This window comes from Amycolatopsis sp. NPDC098790 (assembly GCF_044759945.1).
In the GTDB taxonomy this organism is placed as follows: Bacteria; Actinomycetota; Actinomycetes; order Mycobacteriales; family Pseudonocardiaceae; genus Amycolatopsis.
This window is the reverse complement of record NZ_JBIWAI010000001.1, coordinates 1353029-1373124: the sequence shown is the minus strand read 5'-3', so window position 1 is coordinate 1373124 and position 20096 is coordinate 1353029. Positions and strand designations below refer to the sequence as shown.

Sequence of the window (20096 nt, the reverse complement as noted above, 5' to 3'; positions counted from 1 at the left end):
GCGTTCGCCGGCCGAAACCGAGGTGACCAAGTCCGCGTCCGATCGTGATCTCGCCGTCTCCGGGCGTCCCAGCAGGCGGACGCCAGTGACCGAAGGTCATTCCGAATTATCAGAGCGTGCCTGACCGGTCACCGGCCGCCACCGACGTCGAGCACCGCTCCCGTCGTGAACGACGACGCCGGCGACAGCAGGAACAGCACCGCTTCCGCGATCTCGGCCGGCTGCCCGGCGCGGCCCATCGGGATCTGCGGCGCGTACTTCGCCATCCGGTCCGGCAGGCCCGCGGCCGCGTGCAGACCCGTGTGGATCATCCCCGGCGCGACCGCGTTGACCCGCACGTCCTCGCCCGCGATCTCCTGGGCCAGCCCGAACGTCAGCGTGTCGACGGCCGCCTTGGACGCCGCGTAGTGCACCCACTCCCCGGCCGAGCCGGTGCGCGCGGCCGTCGAGGAGATGTTGACGATCGCGCCGCCTTCGCCGCCGTAGCGGGTCGACATGCGGCGGACCGCCTCGCGGCAGCACAGGAACACCCCCGTCACGTTGACGTCGAGGGTGCGCCGGACGACGTCGACGTCGTAGGAGTCGAGCCGCCCGGGCGTGTTGCCGACGATCGCCGCGTTGTTGACCAGCGCCGTCACCGGCCCCAGCTCCACGGCCGCGTCGAACAGCGCGACGACGTCGTCCTCCACCGAGACGTCCGCGCGGACCGCCCGCGCCTGACGGCCGGATGCACGCACCTGCTCGGCCACTTCGCGAGCGGGCGCGGGGTCACCGGAGTAGTTCACGACGACGTCGTAGCCGCGCTGGGCCGCGAGCAGGCAGATCGCCGCGCCGATCCCCCGGCTGCCGCCGGTGACGATGAGCGTCAAATCGCGAAGTTCGCCAGCGGCAGGTTCTCCAGCACCAGGTCGGCGCGGTCACGGGTCTGCGAGATCAGGTCCGCATTGCGCTGGTCCGAGCCCAGCGCGCGCCGGCGGGCCTCGACCAGGGAGCGGCCGTAACGGCGGTGGCGCGACACCAGGCGTTCGATCCGCTCGGGCTCGTCCGGGGCGAGGAACCACGCCTCGGTCAGCAGCGGCCGGATGCCGCTCCACGGGTCGTCCGGGAGCAGCAGGTAGTTGCCCTCCGTGATCACCAGCTGGACCTCCGGCGGCACGGCCACCGCGCCCGCGATCGGCTCCTCGATCTCGCGGCGGAACTCCGGCGCGTAGACCGTCTCGCGGCCTTCGGCGAGCCGGCGGATCAGGTGGTAGTAGCCCGCCGCGTCGAACGTGTCGGGCGCGCCCTTGCGCTCGGTGCGCTCCAGCCGGCGCAGCTCGACCTGCGCGAGGTGGAAGCCGTCCATGCCGACCACCGCGGCGCGCGAGCCGAGCGCGTTGGCCAGCGCCCACGCGAGCGTGGTCTTGCCCGACGCGGGCGCGCCGATGATGCCCAGCACGTTGCGCTGCCCGCGCACGGTCAGGCCCTCGGCCCTGGCCAGCAAGTCGTCGAACGCCGTCATGTCCTGTTCCTTCCTGCGATCGCGGTCGTCCACGACCGCGGTCCCACATGCCGCACCCGTTCGGCGGCCACCTCGTTGGCGAAGCGGATCCGGTCCGTCACCGTCGGTTCGCGGGACACGGCGACGGCGAAGGCGCCGTGCCAGACGTCGCCCGCACCTAGTGTGTCCCGCGCTTCCACGTCGGCGACAGGCACCTCACCCGAGCCGCCGTCCGCAGTGGACCACCGCACCGGCCCGGGGCCCGCGGTGGTGATGACGGTGGGGACGCCCCGCGCGTGCAGCCCCGGCTCCGGCGCGGCGAAGTGCGCGGAGCAGGCGGCGACGTCGACCAGGGGCAGCAGCTCGTCGAGCACGGGCTTCCAGCTCCCGGCGTCCAGCACCACCGGCGCTTCGGTCCCTCTCGCGACAGTCAGCGCCAGTTTCGGATAGTGCCCATCAAGCAAAACGACATCAGCTGCCAAAAGCGGCACTTTCACGTGAAAGTGCCGGTCGGCGGCGTTGCGGGCGACGACGGTGCGCTCGCCGTCGTGGTTTCGGACCGCCACCGCGCTGACCGGTGGCGGGTCTTCGGGCGAAGGAGCCAGGTCGATCAGGTGGACGCCGTGCGCTTCGAGGTCGGCGCGGGCGAGCGCGGCCAGCGGGTGTGCACCGAGGACGGTCAGCAGGGTCGCTTCGGCGCCGAGCGCGGCGGCCGTCACCGCGGCGTTCGTCGCGGGCCCCCCGGCCGCGACGTCCACCCGCAGCGACTGGACCTTCTCGCCCGGCGCCGGAAGCTCGTCGACCCGCTGGACGACGTCCACAGTGCACAAACCCGCCAGCAGCACCTTCACTTCAAGCCGGCCACGTGGGTCGCGCCGGCTTCTTCGACTTCGCCGTTTTCGTTGAGCCGCAACGCACCCGTGAGCAGGCCGACGACCTGGTTCATCGAATGCGTCTTCGGCGACACGACCGCGACGCGCTTGCCGAGGCGGTGCACGTGGATGCGGTCGGCGATGTCGAAGACGTGCGGCATGTTGTGGCTGATCAAGACCACCGGCAGGCCGCGGTCGCGGATCCGGCCGATGAGGTCGAGCACCTTGCCGGACTCGGCGACCCCCAAAGCTGCGGTCGGCTCGTCCATGATCACGGCCTTGGTGCCGAACGCGGCCGCGCGCGCCACCGCGACGCCTTGGCGCTGACCACCGGAAAGCGTCTCGACGGGCTGCGTGATCGACTTGATGTTGATGCCCAGCTCGTCGAGGATCCGCTGCGCCTCGGACCGCATGGTCGCGGTGTCGAGCTTGCGGAACAGCCCGAACGGTCCCTTCAAGCGTTTCTCGCGCCCGAGGAACATGTTCGACGCGATGTCGAGCGCGGGCGCGACGGCGAGGTCCTGGTACACCGTCTCGATCCCGTAGTGGCGAGCGTCCAAAGGGGACTTGAAGTGGACGGTCTTGCCGTCCACTTTGATCTCGCCTTCGTCCGGGATCACCGCGCCGGACAGGGCTTTGATGAGCGAGGACTTCCCGGCGCCGTTGTCCCCGACCACGGCGAGCACCTCGCCGGGCAGGAGGTCGAAGTCGGCGCCGTCGATGGCCGTCACCCGGCCGTAGCGCTTGACCAGCCCGCGAGCCTGGAGGATGGGTCCACTCATGACTGCTGCTGCCTCCTCGCGATCCGGTCCACCACGACGGCGGCGATGAGCAGGGCGCCGGTGGCGAGGTCCTGGTAGTTGCCGTCGACGTTCATCTGCGTCAGCCCCGACCGCAGCACCGCCACGACCAGCGCGCCCATCAGCGTCCCGAGCACCGAGCCGCGGCCGCCGAAGAGGCTCGTGCCGCCGAGGACGACGGCGGTGATCGAGTCGAGGTTGCCGAGCTGGAACTGGTTCGGGTCGGCGTTCGGCGTCCGGCCGAGCGCCTGCCAGGCCGCGATGCCGAAGGTCAGGCCGGCCACGATGTACACCGACAGCACCGTGCGGTTGACCTTGATGCCGGACAGCCGCGCGGACTCCGGCGCGTTGCCGACCGCGTAGACGTGCTTGCCCCACGCGGTTTTCGTCAGCGCGTACCAGACACCGAGGTACATCAGCAGCGCCAGCGTCATGCCGTAGGTGATCGGGATGCCGCCGAAGAGGTAGCGCTTGGTGCCGAGCCACTGCAGCAGCCCATCGGTCACCGGCACGGCCTGGCCGCCCGCGATCAGCTTCGACACCGCGGTCAGCATGGTGAACGTGCCGAGCGTGATGATGAACGCGGGCAGCTTGATCCGCGTCGCGAGCCCGCCGATGAAGATGCCCACGATGATCGTCAGCACCACGCCGGCGAGCAGCGCGACGAAGCCGTTCGTGCCGGCTGCCGCGAGTTTCGCCATGATCAGCGTCGCGACGACCATCGAAGACGCGTTGGACAGGTCGATGCCCGCGATGAGGATGACGAGCGTCTGTCCTAACGCGAGCGTCCCGACGACCAGCGACTGCTGGACCACTGTGGACAGGTTGTCGAGGTCGAAGAACGTGTCCGTGGCGAGCGAGAACACCACGATCGCGACGACCAGCGCGAGCGCCGGACCGACCGCGGGGGCGCGGAGGAGGAAGTCACCGAGCGACTCACGTTCCTTGGTGGCGACTGCCGTGGTCATTTGTTTCCTCCCCAGCAGTTCTGCAGGCCCCAGGCGGAGTCGTGGCTCTCGATGCCGGGCAGCGGCTTGTCGGTGATCACGGCGGACCCGGTGTTCACGAACCCGGCCGGCTTCTTGCCGGTCTTGGCGTATTCGACGGCGGCGAGCACACCCTGCTCGGCCATCTTCTTCGGGAACTGCATGACGGTGGCGGCGAACTGCCCGTTCTTGACGTTCTGGACGCCCTCGCAGCCGCCGTCGATCGAGCCCATCACGATCTGGTTCGTCAGCCCGCGGGCGTTCAGCGCCGCGTACGCGCCACGGCCCATCGGCTCGTTCATCGAGTAGACGGCGTTGATGTCGGTGCTGCGCTGGAGCAGGTTCTCCATGCCCTGCTGAGCGAGGCTCTGGTCGCCGTTGGCCGCGGTGTGGCCCTTGATCTCCGGCGAGCCGTCGGTCAGCCCGATGCCCTTGAGGAAACCGCCGTGGCGCTGGGTGTCGACCGTGCTGCCCGCCGTGCCGTCGACCATCAGCAGCTTGGGCGGGGTGCCGGCCAGCGCGGCCTTGACGTACGCGCCCTGCTGCTCGCCGGCCGCGAAGTTGTCGGTGGCGAAGGTCGCGTCGACGGCGTCGGCCGGTTCGGTGGCCGTGTCGAGGGCGATGACCAGGACACCGGCGTCGCGGGCGTCCTTGATCGCCTTGAGCACGCCGGTCGACGAGCTGGGCGTGATCAGGATCGTGTTCGCGCCCTGCTGCCGCAGGTTCTCGATGGCGCGGACCTGGCCGTCGTTGTCGCCGTCGAACTGGCCCGCGAGCGCGCTGAAGTCGGCGCCGTTGGCCTGCGCGGCCGCTCTCGCGGCGTTGCGGAGTTCGACGAAGTAGGGATTGGTGTCGGTCTTCGTGACCAGGCCGACCTTGGCCTTGCCGCTCCCGCCGGTGTTGGTGTTGCCGCCCCAGTGGCGTTCGACCGTGCACCCGGTCGTCGCGGCGAGGACGGCGGCCAGCACGACTGCGGTGAGACTTCGCTGTCTCATGGGTTCCCACCCTTTGTTCGTGTCGAAGCTTGCCGATGGACCGGAAGGTAGACAGACTGCACCGTGCACGCAAGCGTTTGCGCAAACGCTTGCCGGAAAGGATTGGCATGCCCCAGCCGAGATCATCGCGGCCGACCCAGCGGGACATCGCCGAGCTCGCCGGCGTCTCGATCACGACCGTCTCGCACGTCGTCAACGGGACGCGGGCGGTCGCCGAGGACACCAAGGCGGCCGTCCTGCGGGCGATCGAGACGACCGGCTACACCGGTGACGCGATCGCCCGGTCGCTGGTCACCGGCGGGACGCGGTCGATCGGGATGGCGATCTCGCTGGTGGCCAACCCGTACTTCGCGACGCTGATGCAGGCGATCGAGCGGGAGGCGTCGGCGCACGGCTACACCGTCCTGCTGGCCGACACGCACGACACCGCGGACACGGAGCGTGACACCGTGCGGGCGCTGCGCTCCCGTCGCGTCGACGGCCTGCTGATCACCCCGGCGCCCGGCGACGGCCCGGTGATCGGCGAGCTCGTGTCGCTGGACGTGCCGACGGTGCTGATCGACCGGCTGACCACCCGGACCGACGTCGACCAGGTGGGCACGGAGAACATCCAGGCGACCTCGGCGCTGACCGCGCACCTCGGGACGCTCGGGCACCGGCGGATCGGGATGATCAGCGGCGCGCCCGGGCTGTCGACGAGCGAGGAGCGCGTGCTCGGCTACCGGCTGGGGCTCGGCCGGTCCGGGCTGACGTGGTCGTCCGAGCTCGTGGCCTGCGGAAACTCGTCGCACGAGGGTGGCTCGCTGGCGTTGAGCACGCTGCTGGCGCTGCCCGAGCCGCCGACGGCGCTGGTCGTCGGGAACGACAGCATGATGGTCGGGGTCCTGCACGAGGCCCGGCGGCGCGGCCTGCGCATCGGCCGTGACCTGCCGGTGGTGGTCTACGACGACGTCGAGTGGGCGGACCTGGTCGACCCGCCGCTGACGACGATGGCGCAGCCGATCGAGGAGATCGGCCGGCAGGCGGTCCGGCTGCTGCTGGCCCGGATCAACGACCCTTCGCGCAAGGCCGAGACGGTCCGGCTGGCACCCACTCTGCGTCACCGCGAGTCGTGCGGCTGCCCGTCGGTTCACTCACATCAGTGATTCTGGGGTTTTGCCGTCATCTTGCGGGCGTTCAGCGGATACGTTTCGGCTGAACGTCTGCGAGGGCAGAGTATGACCGCACTTTCGCCGGAGCTCCGGTTGTGGGACCCCCCGGTCACCTACCGGATCGGCGTCGCGATGGGGGTCACCGCGAACCCCTACTCGGGTGAGCTGCTGCGCTCGATCAAGGCAGCCGCCGCCCAGTCGGGCTGCGACGTCACCCTGGCCGACACCGGCGACACCGTGAGCGAAGAGGCCGCGGTCGTCCGCGCCCTGCGGGCGGACCTCGTGGACGGCGTGCTGCTGGTGCCGTCGGCGGGCTCCGAAGCGGCGGTCAACGGCCTGGTCCGGATGGGCGTCCCGACGGTCCTGGTCGACCGGGTGGCCGCCCGCAACGACGTCGACCAGGTGGGCACGGAGAACGTGCACGCGGTGGCGTCGCTGGTCCGGCACCTGACCGAGCGCCGGCACCGCAAGATCGGCTTCATCTCGGGCGACGACGGCCTGGAGACCAGCCGCGAGCGCGTCCGCGGCTACCGGCTGGGGCTCGAGCAGGCGGGGCTGCGGTTCAACCGCGAACTCGTGGAGTGCGGCCTGTCGACGTCGGGCGGCGCGGCCCGCGCGACGGCGAAGCTCCTGGACGGCTGGCCCTCCCCGACGGCCCTGGTGGTCGCGGACGAGTCGATGCTCGTGGGCGTCCAGTACGAGGCCCACCGCCGCGGCATCCGCATCGGCTCGGAGCTGGCGGTGGTCGGGTACGGCGACATGGAGTGGGCCCGCCGGGTGAGCCCGGCGGTGACGACGCTGGCCCAGCCCGTCGCGGACCTCGGCCGCCGGGCGGTGCAGCTGCTGCTGGCCCGCGTGGCCGATCCGGACCGGCCCCCGGAGTCGGTTTCGCTGACCCCGCGGTTCCTGCACGGCGCGTCCTGCGGCTGCTGACCGGACAGCGGCCACTTCCGGACGCCATGGAGTGACAATTGCCCTAAATGCGTCACTTCGTTGCTACTCTCGGGCCCGCTCGACAGCGAACGAATCGGGGGAAATGACGGATGAGCGGTCAGTACATGAGCGGAAGCGTTTACTCGGCTTCCCTCTCGGCGGCGCTCAACGACTACTGGCAGGCGCTCGAACGCCGCTGGACCCGGGACGCCGGGCAGACCCTGCGCGGCGGCACCACCCAGATCGACGGCGCGCCCGAGCCCGCCCGGTGGCAGGTCCCGGTCGAAGCGCGGGGCCACCTGACGACCTGCCCGGTCGTCGCCTGGGCCGTCAACGACAGCACCCCGGCCAACCGGCCGTCCGCCCCCTGCGACGGCTGGAGCGTCCAGGACGCCAGGTACGTCGAGTGCCGGGCGGCTGATGTGTTTTCCCAGGTCGGGGACTGGGCGTGGGCGAAGCGGGAACAGCTGGCGGCCGCGCTCCCGGACCTCGCGGGCGGGCCGGAGCTCTCGTCGCTCGAGGACGCGCGGGAAAGCCTCCTCGATGCCGACAAGACGCTGCGACCCGAGGGATCGGTCGACGCCTACGCGCTGCCCGGCGTCGTCGAAAAGCTCTCCGTCCGGGACGACAGCAACAACAACCGGGCGTGGCTGGCCGGCTGGACGGGGCTCGCGGCGAACAGCCTCAAGGGCGGCTTCCTTTCGACGGTCGGCCCCACGCTGAAGAACCAGAGCGTTCTCGTGCGGTGGCTGGCGAACTGCTATTCCTTGCGCGCCACGACGATCCACGCCACCCGGAACAACACCCTGCAGCTCCTCGCCCGGGCCACCAGCGAGCTGTTCGAAGCCGCGGCGCCGTCGTCGGACACCCCGAAGGAGAAGGTGGCGGTGAACGCCGCCAGCCAGGCGTGGGGGATCGTCACGACGGTCACCACGGCGTTGGGGGAAGAGGCTCCGGGCAGCATCGGCACGGCGCTGAGCCTGATCGACTTCGCGCTGAACCTGCGCGAGGGAAAGCCGAACGAAGAGCTGAAGTTCCCGCAGCTGAGCGCCTTCTTCACCCACCTGGACGCCGCCGTCCGCGCCCTCCACGAAGAGCTGACCGCGGCCGAGACGGACTACCAGCGGGCGATCACGGCCATCGACCACCGGATCGCCGGCGTCGACCGCACGATGCTGGAGCTCTACGACTTCACGAAGAGCAGTCCCGACGGCGACGACAGCGACCCGTCGGCGTCCGGCCGGTTCGCCGTGGACGTCGTGGTGGTCATGGAGATCGCCCAGCACTGCGTCGACGCCGCTTCGCACTACTCCGAACTGCTGCGCAAGGTCGCCACGGCGTCCTACTCCGACGGGCAGCTGGCCGGCCGCGGCGTCGTCCCCACGGCGGGGGACACGGCGTTGATCGCGCTGCGGACCGAGGTCGAGTCGTTCTTCCAGAAGACGACCGCGCGCTACCTCCAGGCGGCCGACCGCATCAAGAAGGCCGCGGAGAAGTACGCGGCGAGCGACGCGGAGCAGAAGGCCCGGCTCCAGGCCGCGATCGCCGACTGGCACAAGGCCGGGGAGGACGACAAGCGCACCGAAGTCGACCTCGACCCGCGCAAGGAAGGCGTCCAGCAGTGACTCGCCACCCGCGTCCGTAGCGGGAGAATGGCGGGGTGATCCGACTCGCGCACACCGCCCAGCTGCCGGCCGCCGACCTGCTCGCCGTCCGGGCGCTGCTCGAAGGCGCGTTCACGGACTTCGACCCGCCGGGCTGGGAAAACACGCTGGGCGGCATGCACGCCCTCACCTTCGAGGGCGACCAGTTGGTCGGCCACGCGTCGCTCGTGCAACGCCGGCTGCTGTCCGGCGACCGCGTGCTGAACACGGGGTACGTCGAGGGCGTCGCCGTGCACCCGGACCACCGCAGGCGCGGAGTCGCGAGTGCGTTGATGGCGGCGATGGAGGAGCTGCTGCCGGGGTACGAGGTGGGCGCGCTGAGCGCGACCCGGGCCGGCGCGCCGCTGTACGCGGGCCGCGGCTGGCAGCGGTGGCGCGGGCCGACGTTCGCGTTGACGCCGACCGGGGTCCAGCGCACCGAGGACGACGACGGCGGTGTCTACGTCTTCCCGGGCCGGGTGACCCTCGACCTCGACGGCGAGCTAACCGCCGACTGGCGGGCCGGCGACGTCTGGTGAGAGCGTCGCCGCGGCTTCCAGGAGCATCCAGCCGCCCACCTGCACCGACATGTCCCGCTCCGGTGCGTCATCCGGCAACGGCCACGGCGCCGGACGGTCCCAGTACGCGCTGAACACCGGGCCCTCGGCGGCTCCCGACCAGCACGCCTCCGCCGACTTCAGCACCAGCTCGCGGGCCGTCGAAGCCTCCGGGCCGGGCAACGCGTGCGCTGCCAACGCCAAGTACCGGGCCAAGATCGCGCCGAACAAGCCGCCGTCGCCGCCGCCCTGGCCGCGGATGATGCCGCCCGGTGCGACGTGCTCCGCGACCGCGCGGACCGTGCGAGCCGCGTTGTCCATTTCGGACAGTTCGAGGCAGGCGCCCAGGTAAACGCCCTGGCAGTACGTGTAAATGTGCTTCACGAGCTCGCCGGTGTCCGCGCGGATGCCGTCCCAGACCAGACCGGACGCTGGATCGACCAAAGTGGACGTCAGCCAGTCCGTCATCTCGCGGGCGGGGGTCAGGTTTCCCGACCGGGCGTGGAAGATCGCCGCCGGGCCGTTGGCCGGGGCGTTCTTGAAGTCGTCGCCGCGGCGCCACCAGATGCCGCCCCCCGCCGCGGGCGTCCAGCCGGACAGCAGCTGCGTGTCGATCGCCGCCAGCGCCGGGCCGACGTCGATGCCGAGGGACTGAACCCGTTGCAGTGCAAGGCCGAGCCACGCGATGTCGTCGTAGTAGTCGTTCGTCCAGCGGCCGAAGTTGCGCAGCCGCACCGAACGCGCGAACGACCGGATCAGCGCCAGGCGCGCCGGGGTGGGCGCACGCAGCTGAGCGTCGACCAAGGTGTCCAGCAGGTGCGCCTGCCACCAGTAGTTCCAATGCCAGTGCAGCCGCTGGCCGGGCGACGGGGGCCAGCCGCTGCGGCCGAGGACCGTGCCGGGGAGCGCCCACACCCGGCGCAGGTGCCGCGAGGTCACCGCGCGTTCGGCGGCTGAGACGTCCATGTCGCAATCGTGCCTTGCCCATCGACATACCGCTCGGTATGTTGGGTTGCCATGACGACGGCCCACGTGACCTGCCCGCTCTGCGAAGCCACCTGCGGCCTCGAAGTGACGCTCGACGCGAACCAGCAGGTCACCCGGGTGACGGGCGACCAGAACGACGTCTTCTCCAAGGGCTACATCTGCCCGAAGGGCGCGTCGCTCGGGGCGCTGCACCACGACCCCGACCGGCTGACCGCGCCGCTGCTCAAGCGCGACGGCGAGTTCGTCGAAGTCAGCTGGCAGGAGGCCTACGACGAGATCGAGCGTCGCCTCCCGCCGATCCTCGAGGAACACGGCCGGGACGCCGTCGCCGTCTACGCGGGCAACCCCGGCGTGCACAACATCGCGCTGACGCTCTACGGCCGCGTGCTCTACAAAGCGTTGGGCACCAAGAACTTCTACAGCGCGACTTCCGTCGACCAGATGCCGAAGCACTACTCCGCCGGCACCATGTTCGGCGACCCGCTCGCCATCCCGGTCCCCGACCTCGACCGCACGCGCCACCTGCTGGTCCTCGGCGCCAACCCGCTCGTGTCCAACGGCAGCCTGATGACCGCGCCGGACATCCGCGGCCGGCTGCGCGGGATCCGCGAGCGCGGCGGCAAGATCGTGGTCGTCGACCCCCGCCGCACGCGCACCGCCGCGTTCGCCGACGAGCACCACGCCATCCGGCCCGGCACCGACGCGTTGCTGCTGTTCGCGCTGGTCAACGTGCTGTTCGCGGAGAACCGCGTGACCCCCGGACGGCTTGCGGACCACCTCAACGGCCTCGACGACGTCCGTGAGCTGGCCAAGCCGTTCACGCCCGAAGCCGTCGCCCCGCGCACCGGCATCGACGCGGGCGAGATCCGCCGGATGGCGCTCGAGCTGGCCACCGAGAACGCCGTGGTCTACGGGCGGATCGGCACGACGACGCAGACGTTCGGCACGGTCGCGAGCTGGCTCGTCGACGTCCTCAACGTGCTCACCGGCAACCTCGACGCACCCGGCGGCGCGATGTTCCCGCTGGCGGCGTGCCAGCCGACCGGGAACCGGCGGCCGTTCGCGGTCGGGCGCTGGCGCAGCCGCGTGCGCGGCTACCCGGAGGTCGTCGGCGAACTGCCGGTCGCGACGCTCGCCGACGAGATCGAAAGCCCGGGCGACGGCCAGGTCCGCGCGCTGATCACGGTCAGCGGCAACCCCTGCCTGAGCACACCGAACGCCGGCAGGCTCGCGGCGGCGCTCGACCACCTCGACTTCATGATCTCGGTCGACGTCTACCTCAACGAGACGTCCCGCCGGGCCGACGTCATCCTGCCCGGCCCGTCACCGCTCGAGCGGCCGCACTTCGACCTGGCGTTCTACCAGCTTTCGGTGCGCAACGTCGCGAACTGGACGCCGGCGACGCTGCCGTCGCAGCTGCCGCAGGAGTGGGAGACGATGCTGCGGCTCACCGGCATCGTCACCGGTCAGGGCCCCGAAGCGGACGTCGCCGCGCTGGACGACTTCGTCGCGGCGGACGTCGCCCGCCGCGCCAAGCTGGAGGTGACCCACGACCGCACCGGGCCCGCGCGGCTGGTCGACCTGCTGCTGCGCGCCGGGCCGTACGACGTCACGCTCGCCGACCTCGAAGCCGCGCCGCACGGGATGGACTTCGGGCCGCTGAAGCCGCGGATCCCGGAGGTGCTGTGCACGGCGTCCGGCCGGATCGAGCTGGCGCCGCCGGACGTCGTCGCCGATGTCCCGCGGCTGCGTGCCGAACTGGACCGCCCGCTCGACGACGGTCTCGTGCTGATCGGCCGGCGCCACCTGAGCTCGAACAACTCGTGGATGCACAACCTCGCCCCGCTGATCCGCGGCGGAAACCGCTGCACGGTCCTGGTCCACCCGGCCGACGCGACGCGCCTGGGCCTGACGGACGGCGCGCTGGCGTCGGTGACCTCACGCGCGGGCAAGCTGGAGGTACCGGTGGAGGTGACGGACGAGGTCAGGCAAGGCGTGGTCAGCATCCCCCACGGCTGGGGCCACGACGCGGCCGGTTCGCGGACGCGGGTGGCGAGCGCGAACCCGGGGGTCAACTCGAACCTGGTCGCGGACGAGACGCTGCTCGACGTGCCGTCGGGAACCTCGGTGCTGAACGGCATCCCGGTCGAGGTCGCCCCGGCGTAGCTACCAGGCCGTCGACAAATCGGCGTGCTGGCGGATCCAGGCGTGCATGACGATGCCCGCCGCCACTCCCGCGTTGATCGAGCGGGTCGTGCCGAACTGGGCGATCGACACCGTCAGCGACGCCGCCTCTCGCGTCGGCTCGGACAAGCCCGGCCCTTCCTGGCCGAACACCAGGACGCACGCACGCGGCAGCGACGCCGTCTCGACCGGTTCGGACCCCGGGGTGTTGTCGACCGCGACCACCGCCAGTCCCTGCGTGGAAGCGAACTCCACCAACCCGGTGACGTCGTCGTGGTGGCGCAGGTGCTGGTAGCGGTCCGTCACCATCGCGCCGCGGCGGTTCCAGCGGCGGCGGCCGACTATGTGGACCTCCGCCGCCGCGAAGGCGTTCGCCGTGCGGACCACCGTGCCGATGTTGTGGTCGTGCTGGAAGTTCTCGATGGCGACGTGGAACGGGTGCCGGCGACTGTCCACATCGGACACGATCGCCTCGCGGCGCCAGTAGCGGTACGCGTCGACGACGTTGCGGCGGTCGCCGTCGCGCAGCAGGTCCGGGTCGTACCGCTCGTCCGGCGGCCATTCACCCGGCCACGGGCCGACACCGACCTCTTCGCGGCTCACCCACTCGGTGGGTCCGACGTCCGGGGAAGTGCTCACCCCCCGATTGTCGCCTAGCCCAACCGGACCCGGTGGTGGCGGGCGTCCTCGCTGTGGTCGCGGTGGCGCCAGCGGTGGTAGACGCCGACGTAGGAGTACACCACCACGGCGATCGCGACGACGCCGATCACCGGCAGCCACGACCTCGGGAACACCGTGTCGTAGAGGTAGTAGGCGTTGAACCCGCCGGGCAGGTCACCGAGGCCCTGCTGGTGCCGGAAGAAGTTCTCCAGCGCGGTGAACGGGCAGGGCACCGGCGCCACGTTGACCAGGACACCCCAAGCCACGCCCAGCATGTGCACGAAGATCAGCTTGGGCCAGCGCCAGGCGACGAACCCGCCGAAACCGATGAGCAGCAGGGCCAGGATGTGCACCGCGACAGTCACGTCCGCCAGGAACTTCGCCACCACACGCCCCCTTCACCGACCCCCTACCAGCGACTTTACTCCGCTGATCGGATTCGGCCGCCCCTGAGAGTGCCCGGTTGTGTGATGTTCAACCCTGCGGAGCAACCTCGTCACCTGGGCGGTGACGGAGGCGTCACGCCCGGTGGGAACTCCGGCGGGCGCTTCGCGGGGTACTTCGTCGGCTCCTCGTGCGGGTACGGCTGCGGCTTCTTCCACGGCGGGGTGTGCCCGGGCCGGTCCGGCGGCTCGTCGGGCTTCGACGGCTCTTCCACACCTCGACGGTACGCCGGATCAGCCGACCCGGTCGGCCGGCGCGGGCGCCTCGTCGCCGGGCAGGTGGACGTCGCTGACGTTGATGTTCACCTCGACGACCTGCAGCCCGGTCATGCTCGATCGACGCGACGACGTTGCGGCGCACCGACCGCGCGAGGTCGGCGATGGCGACGCCGTAGTCGACGAGGATGTGCAGGTCGACCGCGGCCTGCTTCTCGCCGACCTCGACCGAGACGCCCTGGCCGGCACTGGCCGACGCGCCCGGGATGCGGTCGCGCAGCGCCCCGAACGCCCGCGCGGCGCCGCCGCCGAGGTCGTGCACGCCGCTGACCTCGCGCGCGGCGAGCCCGGCGATCTTCTGCACGACGGTGTCGGCGATGGTGGTCGTGCCCTGCTTGGTGACGAGGGCGGTGGTCTCGGCCGTCGCGGTCATCGTGGTCCTCCCTGGATGTCTCGATCCCTTCGTAGGCAAGGACCCCGGGGACGGGAGAGGATCACTGTGACGTGGCTCTCCTGAAGGCCGCGCCGTCGAGGTCCGTGACGACCAGCCGCAACCGCGCGCCTTCCCACTCCGTGCCGGCCAGCACCGGGCGCACCGCCGCCGCGGCCTGTTCCAGCAACGGCGGGATCGGCAGCCGCGTGGCGATGAGGCGGATCTGGACGACGTCGGCCGACAAGTCGACGGCCTGACCCACTGGCAGCCACGTCGTCTCGGGGGAGACCAGGGTCGCCGGACGGAGGCCGTCCACGGTTTCGAGGGCGCCGACGATCTTCTCGACGGCTTCGGCGCCGGTCACCGGGGCTCGATGTCCAGGATGGACACCGAAACCCCGTCGACGGCCAGCCCGGTCTGCTCGGTCACGAACCGGCCGACCGAGCGCTGCACCGCCCGGCCGACCGCCGCGGCCTGGTCGGCCGCCGACGTGACCAGGTCGACCTCGACGCTCACCCGGCCGTCGGCGGTGCGGACGCGGACGCCGTCGGCGGGCGCCGGGTCGAGCCCCTTCCAGCGCTGCCGGGCGGCCCGCGTCCACGCCGTCACCAGGCCGCGCAGGCCCGGTTCGAGCCGCACGACGCCGGGGGTCGCGCTCGCCGCGTTCGCCGCCACGCTGGCGATCACCGGATCGGCGATGACGTACTCGACGTTCATTCCCCTGGCTCCCCGTACACGTCGTCGACCAGCAGGTCCAGTTTCGCCAGCGTCAGCCCGACCCGGGCCGCGGCCGCCGCGGTCACCCGCTCCCGCACCAGCGCCAGCGCCGCACCGCCGGTGGCGTTCCGGAGACTCACCGCGAGGGTGAGTTCGACTTCGACGCCGCCGTCGGCGAGGGTGTGCACCCGGCAGCGTCGCGCCCGGACGCCGTCGACCGTGTCCGCCGCGTACCGCAGCACGGCCGCGACGGCCTGCTCGCTGATCTCGACGAACCCCGGTTCCGGCGTCGGCAGCGCCACCATCGAGCTGCGCCGCACCTCGGCCCGGACGGCGGACATGATCCGGCCGAACAGGGCGGGCGGCACGTCGTCGTCCTCGACCGCCAGTTCCGCGGTCGCTTCCCGCAGCGCCAGCAGGCTTTCCCGCGCGGCTCGGCAGTGCGGGCAGGTCAGCTCGTGCTCGTCGGCCAGCCCGGCACCGACCGCGTCGAGCCGCTCCCACACCTGCTCGACGTCGCGTTCGCAGGGCAGTTCGTAGTCCGTCATCGCCACGGCTGCATCACCTCCGCCAGCTGGGCTCTGGCCCGCGCGATCCGGCCGCGCACCGCGGTCGCGGTCGCGCCGACGACTTCGCCGATCTCTTCGTAGGACCGGCCGTGCACTTCTCGCAGCAGCCAGCACGCTCTCTGTTCGGGCGTGAGCTGTTCCAGTGCCGCGTTCAACGCCGCGAGCTGCCCGCTCACCTGCGCGGCCCGTTCGGGCTGCAGGTCCGCCCGCGGCGACTCGGCGGTGTCGAGGTCGACGTCCGCCTGCGGCTTGCGCGCGCGGATCGTGTTGAGGCACCGGTTCGTGGTGGCCCGGTAGAGCCACCCGACGAACGCGGCGTCGTCCCCGAGCTGCCCGAGCTTGCGCCAGGCGTTGAGGAACACCTCCTGCACGACGTCCTCGGCGTCGCCGCGGTGCGCGAGCATCTTCACGGCGAGCCGGAACATCGGGCCCTGGTAGCGCAGCACGAGCTGTTCGTAGGCCCGGACATCGCCGTCTTTGGCACGCCCGACGAGGGTCGCGTCGTCGAGCGGCGTTGCGGTGGTCGTCACGGCACCTCCTCGGGAGGAGGACACCGGCGGACGGGAAACGTCACGGGGTGATTGTCGGTGACCTGGGTCACCGCGGCGACTCAGTCGAGGCCGAGGTCGTCCTTACCCAGGACGTACCGGTACTCCAGGCCTTCCTTCTCGATGGCCTCCCGCGCCCCGGTGTCGCGGTCGACCACCGTCACCACGCCGATCACGTTCGCGCCCGCTTCGCGCAGGGCCGCGACCGCCTCCAGCACGCTGCCGCCCGTTGTCGACGTGTCCTCCACCGCCAGCACGCGCTGGCCGCGGACCTCCATGCCCTCGATGCGGCGCTGCATGCCGTGTTCCTTGACGGACTTGCGGACGACGAACGCGTCCAGCACCACGCCGTCCGTCGCGGCCGAGTGCAGCATCGCCAGCGCTACCGGGTCGGCGCCGAGCGTCAGGCCGCCGGCCGCCACGTAGTCCCAGTCCGCCGTCAGCTGGCGCAGCAGCTTGCCGATCAGCGGCGCGGCCGCGTGGTGCAGCGTCGCGCGCCGGAGATCGATGTAGTAGTCGGCTTCCTTGCCCGAGGCCAAGGTCACTTTTCCGTGCACCACGGAAAGATCGGTGACCAGCCTGGCCAGTTCGAGTTTCGCCGCTTGATCCAACCCGGGGTTCGCCACGGCCGAGAGTCTTACACACGGCCCCGCTCACTCCCCGATGGATGTGGCGTCGACCGCACGCCCGCGCGTCGCCGCCCAGGCCGGCACGAGGATCGCGGTGAGCGAGAGCACCACGGCGATCGCGAGCACCACCAGGTAGATCGCGAGCGGCCCCGACGGCAGCAGCGATCCGCTGACCACCAGGCAGAACGGCACGATCGAGCCCGCCGCGACGAGCGTCCCGAGCAGCACGGCGATGGTCGCGATCAGCCCGCCTTCGACGCCGGCCATCCGCAGCACCTGGCCGCGGGTGAACCCGCTCAGCCGCTGCAGCCCGAACTCGCGCCGCCTCTTCGACGTCGCCATCACCAGCGTGTTCACCACCGAAATCACCGTGTACGCGATGATCATCCCGACGAGCAGGTAGTTGACCCACGCGCCGACCTCGTTGCCCTTCGCGTGCGCCGCGATGAGCGCGTCCCGATCACCGATAGAGACGGGCATTCCCGCTGTCGCCTCGCGAAGCCGCGAAGTCAGCGTCGCCGCGTCGACACCGGGAGCCGCGCGCACCAGCAGCTGCGGCGCGAGACCGGCGGTCGTGTGCGGCGCGAGCAGGTCGGCCGGCAGCACGAGCTTCTCGAACCCGGCGCGCTGCTTCACGACGGCGGCCACCCGGACGTCCACCGGAGCGCCGTCGCCGAGCCGCAGCGACAGCGTGTCGCCGACGTGGCGGCCCAGCGTGTCCGGCACCTCGATCGCGTTGCCGGTCAGCTCGCTGACGCCCAGCGCGGGCCAGCCGTCGTCGTCCTGATTCGAATCGAACGGCTTCTCGATGAACACCGTGCTCGTGACGTACTCCGACGCGCCGGCGACCCCCGGGGTCGCGCGCACCCGCCCCAGCACCGACGGGTCGAGCCCGCCCGGGCCGGCCACGACGGCGTCCGCGCGCAGCTCCTCGGTGTACGCCTGGTTCGAGACGGCCTCCTGGGTCGTCTGCAGGTAGATGTTGGCGGTCGCGATGCCGACCGCGAGCATGATCGGGGTGACCGCGCCGGCCGTCCGCACCGCGCCGACGCGGGTGTTGCGCAGCGCGACCCGGCCGGTGACGCCGCTCAGCGCCTGCACCGGCCAGCGCAGCAGCATCGCCACCACCTTGGTGACGCCCGGGCTGAGCGCCGCCAGGCCGAACGCCCACAGCATCACCGCCGGGCCGGCCGTGCTGGCCGCGACCGGGCCGGTCATGACGGCGACCGTGACGATCGCCAGCGCCGTCCCGCCCGCGAAGCACAGGATCGCGGTGATCAGCCGGATCGGCGTCAGCCAGCGCCGTTCGACGGCCGCTTCGGCCAGCGCCTCGGTGGGACGAACTTTCGAAGCCCGGCGACCGGCCACGAAGGACGCGGCGAAGACGGCCACCAAGGACGCGCCCGCGGCCACGATCGCCGGGATCCAGCCCTGCCCGAACCGCAGCACGTCCGGGACGACGTGGTTCGCCGCGAGCTGGTCGAACAGCCAGTTCCCGAGCACCGGCCCGAGCACGACCGCGACGGCGACCGCGAGCAGGCCGACGACGAGCGCCTCGCCGAGCACCATCCGCCGCAGCTGCCGCGGGGTCGTGCCGATCGCCCGCAGCAGCGCGAGTTCGCGCTGGCGCTGCTGGGTCGACAGCGTGAGCGTGCCCGCGACGACGAACACCATGACCATCGCCGACAGCCCGCCCGAGACGGCGGCGAGCACGATCAGGTTCTCGCCGCTGTTGGCCACCTCGGGGAACTCCAGTGCCCCGCGGTCGGCGCCGGTCGTCACGACCCCGGCGTCGCCGACGACCGCCGACACCACGGCCGCGTCCCCGCCGAAGACGCCGATCGCGTCGAACTGCCCAGGGTGTCCCGAGAGCCTTTCCGCGTCGGAAGCGGCGAAGAACAGCGCCGAGTCCCGCATGGACTGGGGCGCCTTCGCGACGCCGGACACGCGGTACTGGCCGACGGTCCCGTGCGCCGCGACGGGCAGAGTGGTCCCGACGTCGATCCCCATGTCGGCGTCAACGACCACTTCACCCGGCTTCGGCGCATCGCCGGTCAACGCGTACGGCGTCAAAGCGGCGGAATCCCATGCGTGGCCCAAAGCGCTCGCCGCGCCGAGCTGCGCCGGGAAGCTGACTTCGCCGACGACGTCCGTGACGCCGGGGACCGCGCGCAGGCGGTCGGCCAGCGCCGCGTCGACCCGGACGCGCTCGGGCAGCGTCGCGTTCTTGTACTTGTGCTTGTCCTCGGGGTCGAGGGTCGCCGGGTCGTCTTCGGGCACCGCAAGCGTTTGCTGCCCGCCGACGACGATCGGTGCCGCGGCCAGCCGCTGCACCGGCGTCTCCGACCGGATGCCCGTTTCCATCAGGCCACCGCACGCCGAGACGATCAGCGCGCCGAAGAACACGGCGACGAACGTCGCCAGGAAGCCACCCTTGCGCAGGCGCAGCGTCCGGAGTGCGAGGGAGAACATCACGCCGCCACCCGGTCCCACGCGCCGAGGTGGGTCATCCGCTCGGCGACGGCTTCCGCGGTCGGCCGGTCCAGGCGGCCGGCGATCCGGCCGTCGGCCAGGAAGACGACCTGGTCGGCGTAGGACGCGGCGACCGGGTCGTGCGTCACCATGATCACCGTCTGGCCGGACGACCGCACGGAGTCGCGCAGCAGGCCGAGCACGTCGGCGGCGGTGCGGGTGTCGAGCGCGCCGGTCGGCTCGTCGGCGAACAGCACGGCCGGGTCGGTGACCAGCGCCCGCGCGATCGCGACGCGCTGCGCCTGCCCGCCCGACAGCTGCCCGGGCAGGTGCTTGCGGCGCCCGTCCAGGCCGACGTGCGCGAGGATCCGCGCGACGAGCCGCTTGTCCGGGCGCTTGCCGGCCAGCTGCAGCGGCAGCACGACGTTCTGCTCGACCGTCAGCGCCGGCAGCAGGTTGAACGCCTGGAAGACGAAGCCGACGCGGTCGCGCCGCAGCTTCGTCAGGTACGTCTCGCTCTTGCCGTCGAGGTCCTGGCCGTCGAGCACGACCCGGCCCGCCGTCGGCCGGTCGAGCCCGGCCGCGCAGTGCAGGAACGTGCTCTTGCCCGACCCGGACGGGCCCATCACCGCCGTGAAACCGCCGCGCGGGAACGAGATCGAGACCCCGTCCAGCGCGACCACACCGCTGTATTCCTTGCGCACGGCCTCGAGCCGCACCGCTTCGTTCGTCATGGGGAAAACGCTATGGATCCCGCTGGGGAACCACCCTGGTGCGCGCGTGCGTCTTGCGGGTAGGGACAGCCCTACTCCGTCACTTTC

22 protein-coding genes and 1 pseudogene are annotated in these 20096 nt (G+C 71.5%); 5 read left to right on the top strand and 18 right to left on the bottom strand.

Features of this window, described 5'->3' with window-relative positions:
- Nucleotides 1–128 precede the first annotated feature (128 nt).
- The 6 genes from ACIQWX_RS06845 to ACIQWX_RS06820 are packed head-to-tail and all read right to left on the bottom strand — an operon-like array spanning nt 129 to nt 5133.
- Nucleotides 129–869, bottom strand: a complete 741-nt coding sequence (locus ACIQWX_RS06845) for an SDR family oxidoreductase (protein ID WP_400866603.1) — start codon at nt 867–869, stop codon at nt 129–131.
- Nucleotides 866–1501, bottom strand: a complete 636-nt coding sequence (locus ACIQWX_RS06840) for a nucleoside/nucleotide kinase family protein (protein ID WP_400866600.1) — start codon at nt 1499–1501, stop codon at nt 866–868. The genes ACIQWX_RS06845 and ACIQWX_RS06840 overlap by 4 nt, the downstream gene beginning before the upstream one ends.
- Nucleotides 1498–2325: a PfkB family carbohydrate kinase gene (locus tag ACIQWX_RS06835; protein WP_400869427.1), complete on the bottom strand. Its 828-nt coding sequence runs from the start codon at nt 2323–2325 to the stop codon at nt 1498–1500. Before ACIQWX_RS06835 ends, ACIQWX_RS06840 begins: the two co-directional genes overlap by 4 nt.
- Before the next feature lie 2 nt (nt 2326–2327).
- Nucleotides 2328–3134, bottom strand: coding sequence for an ATP-binding cassette domain-containing protein (locus ACIQWX_RS06830; RefSeq protein WP_400866597.1), 807 nt, complete (start codon nt 3132–3134; stop codon nt 2328–2330).
- Nucleotides 3131–4120: an ABC transporter permease gene (locus tag ACIQWX_RS06825; RefSeq protein ID WP_257923599.1), complete on the bottom strand. Its 990-nt coding sequence runs from the start codon at nt 4118–4120 to the stop codon at nt 3131–3133. The genes ACIQWX_RS06830 and ACIQWX_RS06825 overlap by 4 nt, the downstream gene beginning before the upstream one ends.
- The gene (locus ACIQWX_RS06820) at nt 4117–5133 is read right to left on the bottom strand and encodes a substrate-binding domain-containing protein (RefSeq protein ID WP_400866593.1); all 1017 of its coding nucleotides are present in this window, start codon (nt 5131–5133) and stop codon (nt 4117–4119) included. Before ACIQWX_RS06820 ends, ACIQWX_RS06825 begins: the two co-directional genes overlap by 4 nt.
- 107 nt (nt 5134–5240) lie before the next feature.
- Between ACIQWX_RS06820 and ACIQWX_RS06815 the strand changes: the two genes are divergently transcribed.
- The 4 genes from ACIQWX_RS06815 to ACIQWX_RS06800 all read left to right on the top strand — a co-directional run bounded on the left by ACIQWX_RS06815 (nt 5241) and on the right by ACIQWX_RS06800 (nt 9399).
- Entirely contained in the window at nt 5241–6278 is a 1038-nt protein-coding gene (locus tag ACIQWX_RS06815; protein WP_400866590.1) for a LacI family DNA-binding transcriptional regulator, read from the top strand.
- Between the two features lie 72 nt (nt 6279–6350).
- Nucleotides 6351–7217 carry a LacI family DNA-binding transcriptional regulator gene (locus ACIQWX_RS06810; RefSeq protein ID WP_400866587.1) on the top strand — a complete coding sequence of 289 codons (867 nt, stop codon included), beginning with the start codon at nt 6351–6353 and terminating at the stop codon, nt 7215–7217.
- Nucleotides 7218–7342: 125 nt separating this feature from the next.
- Entirely contained in the window at nt 7343–8842 is a 1500-nt protein-coding gene (locus tag ACIQWX_RS06805) for a hypothetical protein (protein ID WP_400866584.1), read from the top strand.
- 35 nt (nt 8843–8877) lie between these two features.
- On the top strand, nt 8878–9399 hold the full coding sequence (locus tag ACIQWX_RS06800; RefSeq protein ID WP_400866581.1) for a GNAT family N-acetyltransferase: 522 nt from the start codon (nt 8878–8880) through the stop codon (nt 9397–9399).
- On the opposite strand, the gene ACIQWX_RS06795 is transcribed toward ACIQWX_RS06800, so the two are convergent.
- Nucleotides 9364–10383: a glycoside hydrolase family 76 protein gene (locus tag ACIQWX_RS06795; protein ID WP_400866578.1), complete on the bottom strand. Its 1020-nt coding sequence runs from the start codon at nt 10381–10383 to the stop codon at nt 9364–9366. The two genes, ACIQWX_RS06800 and ACIQWX_RS06795, sit on opposite strands and share 36 nt — an antisense overlap.
- A 51-nt stretch (nt 10384–10434) precedes the next feature.
- Here ACIQWX_RS06795 and ACIQWX_RS06790 point away from each other — a divergent pair, with 51 nt between their 5' ends.
- On the top strand, nt 10435–12570 hold the full coding sequence (locus ACIQWX_RS06790; RefSeq protein WP_400866575.1) for a molybdopterin-dependent oxidoreductase: 2136 nt from the start codon (nt 10435–10437) through the stop codon (nt 12568–12570).
- Here ACIQWX_RS06790 and ACIQWX_RS06785 read toward each other — a convergent pair whose 3' ends face one another.
- The 11 genes and pseudogenes from ACIQWX_RS06785 to ACIQWX_RS06735 form a co-directional block, all read right to left on the bottom strand.
- Nucleotides 12571–13227: a TrmH family RNA methyltransferase gene (locus ACIQWX_RS06785; protein ID WP_400866572.1), complete on the bottom strand. Its 657-nt coding sequence runs from the start codon at nt 13225–13227 to the stop codon at nt 12571–12573.
- 14 nt (nt 13228–13241) lie between these two features.
- On the bottom strand, nt 13242–13634 hold the full coding sequence (locus tag ACIQWX_RS06780) for a DUF2784 domain-containing protein (protein WP_400866569.1): 393 nt from the start codon (nt 13632–13634) through the stop codon (nt 13242–13244).
- Between the two features lie 110 nt (nt 13635–13744).
- Nucleotides 13745–13906, bottom strand: coding sequence for a hypothetical protein (locus tag ACIQWX_RS06775; protein ID WP_400866566.1), 162 nt, complete (start codon nt 13904–13906; stop codon nt 13745–13747).
- Nucleotides 13907–13925: 19 nt separating this feature from the next.
- Nucleotides 13926–14340 (bottom strand): annotated as a pseudogene (locus tag ACIQWX_RS06770) (Asp23/Gls24 family envelope stress response protein).
- 61 nt (nt 14341–14401) lie between these two features.
- Nucleotides 14402–14704 (bottom strand): hypothetical protein, encoded by a 303-nt coding sequence (locus ACIQWX_RS06765; RefSeq protein WP_400866563.1) that lies wholly within the window; start codon nt 14702–14704, stop codon nt 14402–14404.
- Complete coding sequence (locus ACIQWX_RS06760; protein WP_400866560.1) at nt 14701–15057, bottom strand: Asp23/Gls24 family envelope stress response protein; 357 nt, start codon at nt 15055–15057, stop codon at nt 14701–14703. Before ACIQWX_RS06760 ends, ACIQWX_RS06765 begins: the two co-directional genes overlap by 4 nt.
- Entirely contained in the window at nt 15054–15605 is a 552-nt protein-coding gene (locus tag ACIQWX_RS06755) for an Asp23/Gls24 family envelope stress response protein (RefSeq protein ID WP_400866557.1), read from the bottom strand. Before ACIQWX_RS06755 ends, ACIQWX_RS06760 begins: the two co-directional genes overlap by 4 nt.
- Entirely contained in the window at nt 15602–16156 is a 555-nt protein-coding gene (locus ACIQWX_RS06750; RefSeq protein WP_400866554.1) for an RNA polymerase sigma factor, read from the bottom strand. Before ACIQWX_RS06750 ends, ACIQWX_RS06755 begins: the two co-directional genes overlap by 4 nt.
- An 80-nt stretch (nt 16157–16236) precedes the next feature.
- A complete protein-coding gene (gene pyrE, locus ACIQWX_RS06745) occupies nt 16237–16800 on the bottom strand; it encodes an orotate phosphoribosyltransferase (protein WP_086671745.1) in 564 nt (187 codons plus the stop codon).
- A gap of 27 nt (nt 16801–16827) precedes the next feature.
- Nucleotides 16828–19275, bottom strand: a complete 2448-nt coding sequence (locus ACIQWX_RS06740) for an ABC transporter permease (RefSeq protein WP_400869424.1) — start codon at nt 19273–19275, stop codon at nt 16828–16830.
- Nucleotides 19275–20009 carry an ABC transporter ATP-binding protein gene (locus ACIQWX_RS06735; protein WP_400866550.1) on the bottom strand — a complete coding sequence of 245 codons (735 nt, stop codon included), beginning with the start codon at nt 20007–20009 and terminating at the stop codon, nt 19275–19277. The genes ACIQWX_RS06740 and ACIQWX_RS06735 overlap by 1 nt, the downstream gene beginning before the upstream one ends.
- Nucleotides 20010–20096 lie beyond the last annotated feature (87 nt).

Excerpts from the sequence above, each read along its gene's own strand:
- ACIQWX_RS06810 (WP_400866587.1), top strand. The coding sequence starts at position 6,351 with ATGACCGCACTTTCGCCGGAGCTCCGGTTGTGGGACCCCCCGGTCACC.
- ACIQWX_RS06840 (WP_400866600.1), bottom strand. The coding sequence starts at position 1,501 with ATGACGGCGTTCGACGACTTGCTGGCCAGGGCCGAGGGCCTGACCGTG.
- ACIQWX_RS06755 (WP_400866557.1), bottom strand. The coding sequence starts at position 15,605 with ATGACGGACTACGAACTGCCCTGCGAACGCGACGTCGAGCAGGTGTGG.
- ACIQWX_RS06790 (WP_400866575.1), top strand. The coding sequence starts at position 10,435 with ATGACGACGGCCCACGTGACCTGCCCGCTCTGCGAAGCCACCTGCGGC.
- ACIQWX_RS06795 (WP_400866578.1), bottom strand. The coding sequence starts at position 10,383 with ATGGACGTCTCAGCCGCCGAACGCGCGGTGACCTCGCGGCACCTGCGC.
- ACIQWX_RS06740 (WP_400869424.1), bottom strand. The coding sequence starts at position 19,275 with ATGTTCTCCCTCGCACTCCGGACGCTGCGCCTGCGCAAGGGTGGCTTC.
- ACIQWX_RS06825 (WP_257923599.1), bottom strand. The coding sequence starts at position 4,120 with ATGACCACGGCAGTCGCCACCAAGGAACGTGAGTCGCTCGGTGACTTC.
- ACIQWX_RS06815 (WP_400866590.1), top strand. The coding sequence starts at position 5,241 with ATGCCCCAGCCGAGATCATCGCGGCCGACCCAGCGGGACATCGCCGAG.
- ACIQWX_RS06820 (WP_400866593.1), bottom strand. The coding sequence starts at position 5,133 with ATGAGACAGCGAAGTCTCACCGCAGTCGTGCTGGCCGCCGTCCTCGCC.
- ACIQWX_RS06805 (WP_400866584.1), top strand. The coding sequence starts at position 7,343 with ATGAGCGGAAGCGTTTACTCGGCTTCCCTCTCGGCGGCGCTCAACGAC.
- ACIQWX_RS06735 (WP_400866550.1), bottom strand. The coding sequence starts at position 20,009 with ATGACGAACGAAGCGGTGCGGCTCGAGGCCGTGCGCAAGGAATACAGC.
- ACIQWX_RS06830 (WP_400866597.1), bottom strand. The coding sequence starts at position 3,134 with ATGAGTGGACCCATCCTCCAGGCTCGCGGGCTGGTCAAGCGCTACGGC.
- ACIQWX_RS06760 (WP_400866560.1), bottom strand. The coding sequence starts at position 15,057 with ATGAACGTCGAGTACGTCATCGCCGATCCGGTGATCGCCAGCGTGGCG.